The sequence below is a fragment of the Leptolyngbya sp. Heron Island J genome (assembly GCF_000482245.1).
Lineage (GTDB): Bacteria > Cyanobacteriota > Cyanobacteriia > Phormidesmidales > Phormidesmidaceae > Leptothoe.
Map to the genome: position 1 here is coordinate 1 of NZ_AWNH01000096.1, position 13,516 is coordinate 13,516.

14 protein-coding genes and 1 pseudogene are annotated in these 13,516 nt (G+C 46.5%); 6 read left to right on the top strand and 9 right to left on the bottom strand.

Annotation, left to right across the window (positions count from 1 at the left end):
• The 7 genes and pseudogenes from N836_RS64740 to N836_RS64770 form a co-directional block, all read right to left on the bottom strand.
• Positions 1-218 (bottom strand): annotated as a pseudogene (locus tag N836_RS64740) (IS701 family transposase); the annotation flags it as partial.
• 68 nt (positions 219-286) lie between these two features.
• A complete protein-coding gene (locus N836_RS64745) occupies positions 287-1,339 on the bottom strand; it encodes an ABC transporter substrate-binding protein (RefSeq protein WP_031293883.1) in 1,053 nt (350 codons plus the stop codon).
• Between the two features lie 170 nt (positions 1,340-1,509).
• The gene (locus tag N836_RS64750) at positions 1,510-3,687 is read right to left on the bottom strand and encodes a TonB-dependent siderophore receptor (protein WP_081716971.1); all 2,178 of its coding nucleotides are present in this window, start codon (positions 3,685-3,687) and stop codon (positions 1,510-1,512) included.
• Positions 3,688-3,840: 153 nt separating this feature from the next.
• On the bottom strand, positions 3,841-4,851 hold the full coding sequence (locus N836_RS64755) for an AraC family transcriptional regulator (RefSeq protein ID WP_023075485.1): 1,011 nt from the start codon (positions 4,849-4,851) through the stop codon (positions 3,841-3,843).
• Positions 4,852-4,873: 22 nt separating this feature from the next.
• A complete protein-coding gene (locus N836_RS64760) occupies positions 4,874-5,179 on the bottom strand; it encodes a hypothetical protein (RefSeq protein ID WP_023075486.1) in 306 nt (101 codons plus the stop codon).
• Between the two features lie 656 nt (positions 5,180-5,835).
• Positions 5,836-6,144: a hypothetical protein gene (locus tag N836_RS64765; RefSeq protein ID WP_023075487.1), complete on the bottom strand. Its 309-nt coding sequence runs from the start codon at positions 6,142-6,144 to the stop codon at positions 5,836-5,838.
• Positions 6,145-6,157: 13 nt separating this feature from the next.
• Complete coding sequence (locus N836_RS64770) at positions 6,158-6,637, bottom strand: DoxX family protein (protein WP_023075488.1); 480 nt, start codon at positions 6,635-6,637, stop codon at positions 6,158-6,160.
• A gap of 337 nt (positions 6,638-6,974) precedes the next feature.
• On the opposite strand from N836_RS64770, the gene N836_RS77220 reads away from it, so the two are divergent.
• The 5 genes from N836_RS77220 to N836_RS64790 all read left to right on the top strand — a co-directional run bounded on the left by N836_RS77220 (position 6,975) and on the right by N836_RS64790 (position 10,214).
• On the top strand, positions 6,975-7,139 hold the full coding sequence (locus N836_RS77220) for a hypothetical protein (RefSeq protein WP_200867469.1): 165 nt from the start codon (positions 6,975-6,977) through the stop codon (positions 7,137-7,139).
• A gap of 528 nt (positions 7,140-7,667) precedes the next feature.
• Complete coding sequence (locus N836_RS64775; protein ID WP_023075489.1) at positions 7,668-8,444, top strand: SAM-dependent methyltransferase; 777 nt, start codon at positions 7,668-7,670, stop codon at positions 8,442-8,444.
• 3 nt (positions 8,445-8,447) lie between these two features.
• Positions 8,448-8,783, top strand: coding sequence for a cupin domain-containing protein (locus N836_RS64780; protein WP_023075490.1), 336 nt, complete (start codon positions 8,448-8,450; stop codon positions 8,781-8,783).
• A gap of 373 nt (positions 8,784-9,156) precedes the next feature.
• Complete coding sequence (locus N836_RS64785) at positions 9,157-9,399, top strand: heavy-metal-associated domain-containing protein (protein ID WP_023075491.1); 243 nt, start codon at positions 9,157-9,159, stop codon at positions 9,397-9,399.
• 221 nt (positions 9,400-9,620) lie between these two features.
• A complete protein-coding gene (locus N836_RS64790; RefSeq protein WP_023075492.1) occupies positions 9,621-10,214 on the top strand; it encodes a hypothetical protein in 594 nt (197 codons plus the stop codon).
• Positions 10,215-10,229: 15 nt separating this feature from the next.
• On the opposite strand, the gene N836_RS64795 is transcribed toward N836_RS64790, so the two are convergent.
• Both N836_RS64795 and N836_RS64800 read right to left on the bottom strand, forming a co-directional pair.
• On the bottom strand, positions 10,230-11,429 hold the full coding sequence (locus tag N836_RS64795) for an MFS transporter (RefSeq protein ID WP_023075493.1): 1,200 nt from the start codon (positions 11,427-11,429) through the stop codon (positions 10,230-10,232).
• A 75-nt stretch (positions 11,430-11,504) separates the two neighbouring features.
• A complete protein-coding gene (locus tag N836_RS64800) occupies positions 11,505-12,116 on the bottom strand; it encodes a TMEM165/GDT1 family protein (protein WP_023075494.1) in 612 nt (203 codons plus the stop codon).
• Positions 12,117-12,414: 298 nt separating this feature from the next.
• On the opposite strand from N836_RS64800, the gene N836_RS64805 reads away from it, so the two are divergent.
• Positions 12,415-13,437 (top strand): helix-turn-helix transcriptional regulator, encoded by a 1,023-nt coding sequence (locus N836_RS64805; RefSeq protein WP_023075495.1) that lies wholly within the window; start codon positions 12,415-12,417, stop codon positions 13,435-13,437.
• The last annotated feature ends 79 nt before the right edge of the window (positions 13,438-13,516 follow it).

Sequence of the window (13,516 nt, forward strand, 5' to 3'; positions counted from 1 at the left end):
GGAGATTCACATAGAAATTGTTGTAACGACTGTGAATTTGGCAAGCCAACAACTTTAGCAATAGCCGGTAAGGATTTGCGCTTAACCTCTGAAATCAGACCCACATGTAAATGTTTGAAGGCCTCAAAACTTCTGACTTCAGCGAACAGGTCTCGATAGGACTCGCAGTAGTCATCGATAAATTTGACGGTAGGTTGAGCAGCTCGGGGTGTCACCATGAGTACGGTTTGACCAACTTGGGCCGATAGCTACTCCTATTTTATACTGCTAGAGTCATTAAAGAGCGCTAAGGTTGTAGCTGGATTTGGAGTTCGTTTAGATAGAGCTCGGTGCCGATGGGGCCAGGTAGACCCAGACATAAATAGGCAGGGATAAAATAGACCCGTCCGGCTTTACTGGCGGTTAGGGACTGTGCGATCGCATTCTTCTCCCAAGCTTGTTTCAATGTTTGGGTTTGCTGCTGCTCAAATGCGGTCATATCGGTCAGACTAGATGTCTCCCAATCATAACCAAACAGTAGGATTGAATCAGCGTCATCCAGCTCTGGCAATGCTTCTATGGATATTTCAGCCACCGAGGTGGGGTCATCTGCTGCGACGTCTTCTAGATAAACGGGTTGAAACCCCAGGTCTTGCACCAAAGCGCCACAGCGACTATTCGTATGGCTAATCGTGTTGAATGCCTGCATATCCCCAGAGGTGAGCATGAGTACCTGGGGATGGTTTTTGACCACCGGGGCAAACTGGGCTTTGGCCTGCTCAATGCGAGTATTAGTTTCGGCTAGAAGTGCATCGGCGCGATCGCTCAGACCCAAGGCTTGCCCAATAGCACTTAGATTAGTATTGCCACCCACGATATTTAAGCTGAGTGTGGGTGCAATGGTCGTTAACTGCTCGTACTGAGTTGCTTCCAAGCCAGGGGCCAAAATTAGATCCGGTTGGGCTTTGACAATGGCTTCTATGGAGGGTTGGTAAGCTAACCCGACATTGACTGGCTGAGTGGTTACTTTGTTGCCTAAATAGGGGATTTGTTGGCTGGGGTTGTCGTAATCACCCTGGTGAAAGGCAATATGATCGCCATAGCCAGAGGGTTGTGCCCCTAGTGCTAACAGCTGTTCTAATAAATACGGACCCAGCACCACAATGGTTTGAGGCTGCCCGCAAATCTCGGTGTCGCCCATCTCATGTTGAACGGTGCGACAGTCTGTTGACCCAGCAGATGAGACTTCAGGAGTCTTGCCAGAGTTAGTATCTGGCTGTTGAGTGCTGCTCTGACAGGCAATAGCCCATGAGGCCAAGGATATTACTAATAGCCGTTTACACCATGTAGAAAATCTCACACGCGTTTATTCCCTGACGTCTACTGATTAGGATGACATCCTGATTGAGTGAATGCCGTGGACTAATGAAAACGTTACTGACACTGAACCCACTACCGAATTCTAGAACCACTTAGCTTAGCAGGACGTCCCCACTTGAGCCGGTGGAATCAAACGCCATGAGCGTTTGGTCAAAATGTGTAGGCAACAGACGCTCTGACCGTCAGCGGATCGCCAGGCATCACCTGTCTAAAATTCAACCCATCGACGGATTCAATGTAGTTTATGTCAAAGAGATTATTGATATTTAACCCTAGTCGCCAATTGTCTTGGCGATAGAATACCGCCGCATTGGTCGTGAAATAGCTATCGGCTGCAAAGTTATTGGCTAAATCTCCCTGGCGTTCATCGACAAAGTTAAAGCCCAGACCAAATCCCAATCCTTCTAAATCGCCTGACTGAATCTGATAGGTCGTCCACAGGCTAGCGCTATGCTCTGGAATGCCGATCAAGCGGTTGCCCACAATATCAGTTGTATCTTCTGTGATTTCAGCGTCAATGTAGGCGTAGGAGGCAACAATATTCCAACCCGGTAAAATCTCACCGGTTATGTCAAAGTCAATGCCTCGACTACGCTGTTTTCCTGTGGAGATAAAGGCAAATGCTACATCCGGATCGGCTACTAACACATTGCTTTTGGTGATATTAAAATAGGCAAGTGTGGCCGCTAACCTATTTTCAATCAGTTCTGCCCTCACACCCACTTCAAAGCCTTCACCTTCTTGAGAGTCAAATGCCTGACCTTGGGCATCGGTACCGGTATTGGGGTTAAACGACTGGGCATAGTTGGCATAGAGAGAAACTGGCTCAATCGGCTGATAGACAATACCGATGCGAGGGGTAATGGAATCGTCAAACTGGTCAGTTTCTAGGTCGGTCAAGACATTCGTTGTCTCTTGGTCAACGGTGTCGTAGCGTAATCCGGCAGCCAGGATAAGATTGTCTAACAGGTCAATTTGATCCTGCACATAAATGCCTAGGCGATTGGTTTTAATATCACTGCCAAAGGCAATGGGAATACTCTCGGAGTCCGGCTCTGGCGTACTGTAGTCTGGGTTGAAAACATCGAGAAACGTTGTAAATTCAGGCGTTGGCGAAAATCGGGTGATACTCAACCCTTCGGTACGGGAGACATCGACGCCAAACAGCAGGGTATGCTCAACAGAGCCAGTGTTAAACTCGCCTTGCAGGTTGGTATAGAGGGCGTAGACATCGTCGTCACTATCGCGATCGACAAATCCTCGACCAAGCGTACCGGTAGTGTCGTCAAAAAAGAAGGGTAGGTCAATGACACTATAGTCAAATTCATCGGAAATAAAGCTAAACCGATTGCGTAACTGCCAGTTGTCGCTAAAGCGATGTTCAAATGTGTAGCCTAGGCTTAGGTACTCTTTGGCGATGGTATCATCGGGATTGTTGATCACTCGGTCTTCCGGGATAATGGTATCTCCATCTCCTGATAGCACCGTGCCAAAATCAGCCGGATCGTTGTCGTCAATGTACTCCAGATTGAGGCTGAGGTCGGTGCGATCGCTAATGGCCCAGCTCACTGTGGGTGCAACAAAGAAACGATCAAAATTGCTGTCATAGTCACGAACGCTATCTTCATGACGGTAAAGGGCATTTAAGCGATAGAGCACACGACCGTCTTCGCTCAGGGGGCCTGAGAGATCAACACTCGGGCTAATCTCTCGATTGCCGCCCTGCAGCTGTAGATTGTAATAAGGTTCCGACAGCGGTTGCTTGGAGACTAAATTAATCAAACCACCTGGTTCTGCTTGACCATATAAAACAGAGGCAGGTCCTTTGAGCACTTCAACCCGCTCTAAATTCGCGACTTCTGGTGTGGTTGCTCCCCCACTACCAGCGAATCCCAGTAGCCGAAACCCATCTCGCAACAAGGGCGCATCATCAAAGCCACGCACGGCAAAATTGAGACCCTGGCTGTCAACATTACCTAAAAAGGTGACACTGGCTGCGTTATTGAGTACGTCCTCAATGCTGGTGGCCTGCTGGTCTTCGATCACCTGGCGCGGGATCACCTGAATCGATTGGGGAATATCGCGCAGGGGGGTATCAGTGCGGGTGGTGGTGCTGGCAGTGGGCACTAAATAACTGTCTTCGTTGTCACCGGTTACTACAATTCGAAGCGAGTCACTGGCTTGAGCAATTTGTGTCGGCTCTGCATTTTCTATCTCTATGGCAGCTCGCTCAATCTCGTTTACATCCGCTAAAGCCGGTTGCATGGCCACCAGGGCAAAGGCTCCTACCAGCTGAGTTAGCAATACCCGATTTACTACTGTCATCATGTTCTACCCACACACACCTCGTTGATCTGACTATTGAAATCTATTCCCATTAGTCAGATGAGGGCATGATAGGCCGAAACAGCGGTCATCATCTTTGTGAATCGGAATACTTTCTTTGGCAGTCGGAAAATTTATGTGTGTAGGCTGAGGACACTAGCAACGATGTCTAAGCTGATAAGCTTTGGGGCTGATGGCACACTGACGTTTAAAGGCGGTGCTAAACGCTTCGGGGTTGCGATAGCCCACCTGGAGCGCCACCTGGGCAATGGTGAGATGAGGGGCATGGAGCAGTAGCGTCTGAGCCTGCTCCATGCGACAGTCGCGTAAGTATCCAAATACCGTTGTACCCAATAATTGCCGAAATCCTCGTTTCAGGGTGCAGTCATTTAAGCCCACCTGATGGGCGAGTTCTAATAAGGTGGGGGGATCACATAGGTGTTGTGCCAAAATCGCCTGGGCGCATTGCACCCGTTCTACATCGCTGGGTTTCAATGTAATGGGTTTTGGTGTAGCCGCGTTTGCTTCCAGCTGAGCTATCTGCAGGGAAAATAGCTCCATGGCTTTACTTTCCAGGTACAGCTGCTGGGCCGAACCTTGATAGGGGCAGTAAAGAATTTGCTGCAAAACCTGGGTCATGGCCGGGGTGGTTTTTCCCAGTGATTGGTGAAATCGTTGGGTATCCTGCAGCATCTGCTGTATTGGCCGGGGCAAGCCGTCTCCTGCTAGGGTGAGTCCCTGGAAGTAGTCCATACTGGCACTGACCATCACCATCTGAATCGGTTGATTTGAGCACCATTCTTCGGTTTCAGTTAAATCGGGTAAATGATAAAGATAGTTATGTCCGGCGATTTCTTCATAGTCTGCTGCAATCCCCGGCACCTGAGGCGTCTTGACTCTAGAGCCACCTGCTAAGTAGAACTTGGCGGTAATGGGGAAAGAATCACCATGGGATCTTTTGAGTGCCATGGGTTGCTGCAATTGCGCCTTACGAATTTCAATTGTCAACCCTCCCCTTAACTCCAGAATGCAATTGTTTCCTTGACCGATTTGCGGTGGTAGCTGAACCTGATGGCCGAGAGCCAGCGGTTGATAAATGTGCCCATCTTGTTCATGGGCGTGCATCATCAGATTAAAAAAGTCGGTCTCGGTTAGCTCAAGGGCCATGCTTGCTCAAAAATCAATTAGGCTACTTTATACGCTGTGCATACTGGGATGTACTGAGAGCTTGCTGCTCAACTGCTTGCTGTACAGAGGTCCGTCTAGATTGATTTACCCATTCACTCAGCGTGATCTTGGGGCGATAGGAGTAGCTACTTTTAACAAGCTGTTTAGCGACTGGTCGTGATGCTTTTGCAATTGCTGGCAATAACTTTGGCCCTAATAACACCACACCCAGGCCCAGCAAAGATAGCTGATTGCCGTCATGTCCATCTTCTAAAAGTTCGCGAAAGTGAAAGGTAATGACTGACTTTTCTAAATGAATAAGAGACATAAAATCCACCTTGACCGCTCTTGACTGATTGCTTTTAGATGACGACGGGGTCGAATTGAAATGCCGCTGCTGATTTAGCTGATTTATAGGATCAATTCCTCTATATAAGAGTAAATGCTCTTGGATAGAACTCTTAGAATTAAATCCCGTTGCTAATCAGCAACATCAGGTTAGTTAATGACTAAAATTCTCAACTAGATACCCTGCTTTTAGTTGTACTCCATATCGGTTAAAACCGATGTAAATTTCTCTAACTCGCCATTGACTGAGGATTGAGCTGATGCTGCAATAGGAGCCTGAGGCTATTTAATCCAGCGGCGATGGCCGACCCATTATGAATTCCAGTTGCAATTGGGGTGACGCGACGAAGTGCGCATGCCAAGTAGCCAACCGCTAGTCAGGGCTAATCCAACTGCCAGACTTGGTTATGGCATTGATGCCATATTTCTCATTGATGAAGGGTACTTGTTAGGTCCTCATGTGTGTTGTTATTGTCAGGATTGTTTGTAAACCATTGTTGTCTACATCTGTTGTTTTGATTGCACCATATATATAAGAGCCACAAAGTTTAGCCAAAAATTGCAACAAAAGTTTTATATAGAGGTTTCCGGCTGGGATGAATACATTCTGGTGGCGTAAGTGAGTATTGAACTGAGTTAATAGGGAATCTTAGCTTGTTTTCTAGAAACATACGTTGCCATTTCCCCTAAGGCAAAGTCTTTACAGTCTCTGGCTCTTTTTGTCAGTGCATCATGGGGATTCACCGCACAGGCTAACTCCTTGCAACCAGTATAGTAAAGACAATGACCGCAGGGAGTCGTCTTCAGCTGATAAGCACGCCATAGCCAGTGGGCTATGTGCATGGCAGTATTGACGGTAAACCAGACCATAATGCCGAGTAGAAATAACGGTCCTAGCACAATTGCAATAAGTAGAAATGTAGTGGAGATCAGTTCATGTTCCATAGTCGAGAAAAAATCAGCTTCTGATTTTTTTTGCAATCAATTCATCTAGCGACCACTGTCCTGGACCATTGACTAAAAAGAACGTATAGAACGTTGCATATAATGATGCTGTTTCTAATGGAGTGACCTTCAGCCCGTTACCTTTAATATGAAAAAATATGGCAACCCCCATTGTTGCTAAAAGCGCCAAAGCGTTAGGGCGTGACAGCAGGCCTAACATAATCAACGCAGCACTAACCACCTCAATGTAGGCAGCACAATAGGTAAAAAATACCGGATAGGGCAGACCAATATAGCTGACAACATTATCGGCAAATCCTTGAATATCAGCGAGTTTGTCTAGACCGTTATGAATCATTAATCCCCCAGCAGCAAGTCTGGCAACGAGCCAGAAGACTTGAAATAAACTACTGTTAGAAGTATTTGATGCCAACAATACTTGAAGCAGCGATGGGGCTGTGGATACTTTTGGGGTTGCCTGAGGAGAAGCCATAAAACTATAGGGTAAGAGTGCTGGCAGGAAAACACAATTCTATCATTGTATTATTGCAATATTTTCTCAATAGTCAAGCCTTGGATTAAAAATTACTAGCCTGTTTATAGCTTGCCTGCCCACAGTGCGCTAATAGACTATGGTCAGCGGCAGCGGTGGAGAAGTGATTTATGATTAGCTATGCCGCACCACTATTGACTTGCGGATGAATTTACACGTGCCGCAGACGACGACGGGTTAAATAGTCCCCGCGGATACCGAACTCAAAAATAGGTCACTTCAGCGGGAGTGCGCTAATATTATTGAGAATTTATTCTATTAAGCAGAGATAACGCTCATGAGTTCATGTCCTTGTTGCTCTGGAAATTTACTGCGTCATGTTCGTGCGGCGGGTATCTATTGGATGTGTTTACGATGTCGCCAGGAAATGCCTCTAATCAATGGTGTGGAGTTTCCTCAACACTATCGGAATAAAACGACATATGTTGTTGAACGCGCCTAAAGCTAGAGCCCTATTATTCGTCAAACCAGGATTGAATGCTGTAGTCAGCAATTTAGATGTATTAGGATTAATTCTCAATAAAGCATGTATAACTTGCATCAGTGATAGTTAAGTTTTGATTGCTATTTATAGTCAAAGGTTTCAGATAGGGCGCATGCTAGATGAGACTTTTGGTTCTTCAGAATTTAGCTATTACATTCACTCGATTATCCATGGTTGAAATAGATTTTTTATTTTAACCATGGATTTTTTAGTCGCTGCTAGCGATGTTGTCGATTTTGAAATCAACTAATGCAGTGTAAAGTTAACGTTGGCAGACTACTCACCATTGTAAGCGTCTCCTAAGCGGAGTCGAAGAGGGGGCTGGCTGGGAAAGAATGAGAATAGTTATTAATATTATTAATATTAAGAGGGTTTACCATCATTTTCAGCAGCTGGAGTTTATTGAGCGCTCTGTTTTATGAGCTATCTCATAGAACAAACTAGGATTCTTTGACAAACTCAAACTATTGTCATCAGGTAACGGTTATGGCTCAGATTAACCTTAAAACCGCCCCAGGGCATCAGGTCTTAGCAGCAGCTGGTAAGCAAGCCCTGCGTCCAGGAGGATATACGGCTACTGAACAACTCTTTGCCTGGGCTGACTTTAAGCCCGGTGAAACTATCCTGGAATTAGCCGCCAGCTTTGGTTACAGTGCAATTTCCCTGGCTCAGCGCTATGGAGTGCGGGTGGTGGGGATTGAGAAAAACCCAGATAGCGTAGCTCGCGCCCAAGCAAACGTGGTAGCAGCTGGTTTGCAGGGCCAGGTCAGCATTATGGAAGGGGATATTTTTCACCTGGAACAGGTTACAGAACAGTTTGATTATGTGCTAGCAGAGGCTATTTTGACCATGCAGTCGGCTGGGGGCAAGGCCAAAATTTTGGCGGGTATTTGCGATCGCCTCAAAGCTAACGGCCAATTTCTCAGTCAGGAACTGCGGGTAAGCGGTACCGATACTAATGCCATCCATCGGGATCTGTCAACTACTATTCGGGTTAATGCGTCCCCCTTATCTACAGAAGGTTGGATTACTGCTTGTCAAACGGCAGGGCTGACTGTGGAAAAATATGACACTGGTCCCATGACACTGCTGAGCCCTCGCCGGATTGCCCAGGAAGAAGGATTAGCCTCACTGCTAACCATTGGTTGGAATATGCTCACCCGTCCGGTTCTCCGTCAGCGCATTCTCTCCATGCGAGAAACCTTTATCCGTCACAGCAGTGACTTGGGCTATGTCGTGCTTTGCGCCAGAAAGGAGGGGTAAACCATGTCTGTTACTCTGATTTCCGCTGATACCGCTTTTGTTCAGCTTAGAGACCATTTTGAATATCCTGAGTCGGGGATACTCAGCAAGGTGCTTTGGAAAAATGAGCTATGCCAGTACAGTTTGTTTTGCCTGGCAGCGGATACTGAAATTTCAGAACACACTGCTACGCGCAATGCTACGGTTCAAGTATTAGAGGGGACAGGATCGTTAACGTTAAACGGTGAGACTATTCCGCTAGCGCCAGGTGTGTTTATTTTCATGATGGCTAACGCACCCCATGCTCTAGAGGCCTCTTCCAATCTCGCGTTTATGCTCACATTGTCTGCTGTAGGTTAGTACTATGACAACTCTCTCAACAGAATCTCCCATTCATAATAAACAACAGTGATATCGCTCTACAGTATCCCCAGGGCATGGCGTATATGTCATGCCCTGGGGATGTTTTTTTGATCAGTGTGTCGGGATGGTAACGGCAGCAACATGCTCACAAAGATTCTGGAAGATTTCCTGGCTAAACATCGATATTCAGTAATGCATCTGACAACGTTTCAGGATAATCTTGCTAAGTGTTTACATGAGCGACTAGAATTCACAGTGTATAAGGAGTGCGGGTCCACAATTAAAATAGAAAAATAGTCCGACAACGTGTTGCACCGGAGCCGATAAGCGATATTGGTGAGCTTTAACGTTATGCTTATGAGGGGGAAGAATGAAATTGTTTTTTAAAAAACAGTCAGCTAACGAAGTCACACTGAAATGTGAGGATCTCCATTGTCAGATGTGCGTTCCAACAGTAAAACAGGCTTTACAACAGATAGATGGCATTTTAAACATAAGAGTACATCTTGGCAAAAAAACGATTGCTGTTTCGATTGATGAAAAAGCAGCGATAACCAGTGATGTACTGATAGACGCTCTAAAACCGACTGGTTACAGAGCTACTGCTCTTTAAGCTAAAACACGCTGGGAAAGTGTTAAGTGATTGGACTTTCTAGTTAAACTTTATCCACGTCCAGACCAGGAGTGTTTCCGTAGAAAAATCTACAGATTTCAATGCAGGAAAGCTACAAATAGTTAAGTTACGGCTGCTACCGGAAAGGAAACGTTAACCTCTCGTTTATTTCTAATCCCTTGTGCTATCGTCGAGATAAAGGCTCATGAAGCAATCCTCTGATGATTAGGCGTTTGGCACTTAGTTTGGGACTACTGGTTAGTATCTGGTCAGCCGGTACTACCTTCGCCACTGCTGCTGAGCTGGATGTTGTTGACTCTGCCACATTGGGCACTCACCGTAATTTACCCTGGTCGGAGCCGGTGCAAATTGACGATCCGTTTGAGGGTAGCTTTATTGGGGTATTTGACCGCCATTCCTTTAGCGATCGCTTTTTGAATACAACCGCTCGCATTGAGGTGCAAAGCCTCTGGAGTCGTGATTTTATTCGAGTGCTGTCGATTATTCGCGATCGCGACTGTCTCAGCGGGTCATTTCGTGTTTCTTCAGATCTAAGCTGCTCAGAATTTAGTAATGCTAGAAATATCATTCAACTTTTCATCAAATTTGATGGCGATGTGTTTCAAGTTGATGGACAAAATAATGTGTTCTCAGTCAGCGATGAGTTAGCCCAGGCGTTGCAAAACGCACCAGAGACAACGCTTGATATTCGATTGGTGACTGAAAGCGGCGAAGCAATCGATAGTAAGATTGGAGAGGGCACCGTTAGAGCTTGGAAAACTGTCTATGCCACTGATCTGGCTCAGCCACTCTAAGACAGCATTTGTACATCAATTCCGTGACAAATTGGCCAAACTTCCTGACTCTAATGACGATAAATGTATTCGCATTAGTAACAATGCTGCTATAACAGCAGTAACAGAACTGACATAAAAAGGAGCGGCTACTGATACTGTTGCATAGAGCCAGCCAGCTATGAGACTGGCGGGTAGTGCGGCCAAGCCAACTACCATGTGAAAGGTGCCGGTTTCAGCGCCTCGTCGATTTGGATGTACCAGATCGGCAACAAATGCTTTTTGGACACCCCGCGTTAAAGTGCCATAGAGACCGTACAACATAAACAGTAACCAAATAACAGCAGGAGTCTCGGCTCGGGCGAATCCAAGATAGGTGATAGCAAAGACAAGATATCCACTGACTAGTAGCGGTCGTCGCCCTATTTGGTCAGATAGACGACCGGCGATCAGTCCTAATCCAACGGCTACCAGGTTAAAAGCTGCGTATAGTAACAGAAGTGTTGGGCCGGTAAAGCTTAAATCTTGGGCTCGTAATAACAGAAAAACATCCGATGAATTTCCTAAACTAAAGAGGGTAACGGCTAGTAAATACTGTCGATAGGTGGGGCTTAATCCTCGTAATGTAAATTGGGGCCGTGCTTTTCTAGTTTGGGGACGTTGTTCTTTGACCTGAGTTAGTAAGATCAAAACACCCAGGAGAGCTGGGAAAAATGCGATCGCAAACACGCCTCGATAATTTCCTACAGAGTGTTGCAAAAAAACAAAACCCACCAGCGGTCCCAGCACTTCACCCACCGTTTCCAAACTATGGTGCAAGCCAAATGCCTGTCCCCGTTGAGCAACAGTACAATTCTCAACAATTAGAACATCTCGTGGTGCAGCTCGTAGTCCTTTGCCAATTCGATCAAACAAACGTGCCCCTAACACATGGACCCAGGTGCCTGACAGAGCTAACCCAAGTTTAGACAAAGCCCCTAAGCTATAACCGGCCAACGCAAATGGTTTGCGCCGACCGGCCCAGTCCGATAGCCAGCCAGAGTATAGTTTCAAAATACTGGCCGCGCTCTCAGCAATCCCCTCGATAATTCCCACTGTCCACACTGGAGCACCCAACATGCTCGTCAAGAAAAAAGGTGTTAGTGGATACACCATCTTGCTGGCAAAATCAGTCAGCAAGCTTACCCAGCCTAGAGCTTGAACGGTCCGTGTCAGCTTACGTGATTGATTAGTCATAAATCCTACTGGGGGTTCTCAGGATGAAGTAGCAGGGGGATAAGGTGATCTGTCCTATCCCCCTACCCTCAAAAATTAAGCTTGAGGCATGAACAGAGCCAAGCTGCCAAACAGTAAAAACAGTCCTCCACCTAATGCAGTCAGTGTACGTTCTGAAACCTTTCCACAGAGCCAACGGCCACAGTTGGTGGCAATAGCTGCACAAATAGCATGGCCCAGGACGGCACCCATCACTACTCCGACAGGTGGATTGGCTGCGGCCAGAGCAATGGTAGCAATTTGGGTGCGATCGCCCCACTCAGCGACAAAGGTTAATCCAAAGGCTTCCGCCATAATCGCCAGGGGAGTTTCTTTGGGTTTTCTCTGCTCTGCCTTCTGCACTGCCTCAGCAGCATCTTTCTCTTCCGAGCCTGTTTCGCGCATCTGACTGGCCTGATATAGCAGCCGAACACCAAAGATGATGAATAAACTAATCTCAGCCCATTTCACGATTGCATCAGGTAAAAGTGTGGCCACCTGCCCCATTAGCACTGATAGCAACGTCATCAACGCTAACGCTCCCACCGCCCCTGCAAATACCCAACGGCGACGATGGCGCATGGCTAAAATAGCAGCGATAAAAAAAGTCTTATCGCCTAGCTCAGAGACAGTAATCAATAACAGACTGGCCGTAAATGCAGCTAGCATCCTTTCAAATTCCTCAGATCGCAACGGTCTCTGACACGAATTTGACGAGGCACAAGACTCCACCAAATCCGCGTCAGCAGATTTAGTGAAGGTCTCGCTAATGACTAGTGGAAATTCCCTATCATTCTCTGAACCAGGCTCATCACCAGTATGTTGATTCAGAGATGTCGGCTAAACCGATAGCTACTCCCCTTCGAGAAGGATTATACGACAAATAGGGTCTTTATGATTTTTAATTGCATGATTTCCTATAAAATACATACACAAATGAAAAATATTAGCATTATGTCAGCAGGACATGGCCGACCTTGCCCTTACATTTTCCACCAGTAACCTTAGTGAAATGTTTGCCGAGGCGCAGCAGCAAACCGGTGCGGCCTGCCAGTCTAATGTACGTGAGTCTGTCTACACCTTAGAGAAACCCTTTGGTCGATTAACCTATCGCTGTATTCGCTTAAGGGAGGGGTTAGAACTATCCATTAACCAGTTGCAGCTAGAAGAGAATCTTCGAGTGATTCAAACAACCCAAAATTACTCAGCTTTGGGGCTGAGTTTTTGCATTATGGGAGAGTTTCAAGGACAATATAAAGGTTCATCAGCGGTGCAGTGTGCAGGACCGAGTAAAAATTTTCTGGGCCTTTCCCAAGGCGATTTTAGGTGTATTACTGACTATTCTGCCAAGCATCCCATTTCGATGCTGACCATCAATGTTTCACCAGAGTGGTTGGGGGAGCTTTGTCCTGAAACCTTTGAACGTAAGAGTCTGGGTAAAACCGTCAATGTCCAAACCTCCCAAGCAGAAATTCTCGGCACCGTTGGCTGGACGACGCCCACTATGTTAGCGGCGGTACAACAAATTTTAGCCTGTCCCTACCAGGGTAAGGTGAAACAGCTTTATCTAGAAAGCAAGACTCTGGAGCTGCTCGCACTCAAACTAGAACAAATGGGACAGCCAGAGTTATCGAATGACAACAAAATTACTCTAAAAACCGATGATGTCCACCGTCTTTACCAGGCCAGGAAAATTTTGCTGACAGACCTTGAGCATCCCCCATCAATTATAGAATTAGCGAGGCGGGTGGGGATCAACGACTTTAAGCTGAAGCGAGGCTTTCGTCAGATTTTTGGGACCACCGTATTTGGCTGTCTGTATGACTATCGTATGGAACGGGCCAAACAACTTTTGGATACCCATAATTTAAAGGTGGCTCAGATTGCCCAAACGGTAGGTTATGCAAATCCGAGTCAGTTTTCAGCAGCATTTAAGCGAAAATTTGGCTTTTCGCCTAAATACTATAGAAGCCAGCAGCAGGCACTGTAATCTATGGCCTAGTAGGTCCGTGCCCACCTTACAGATAAAAACACTCCCGCTTGGGGTTAAATAAACTCCGTTTCGGAGT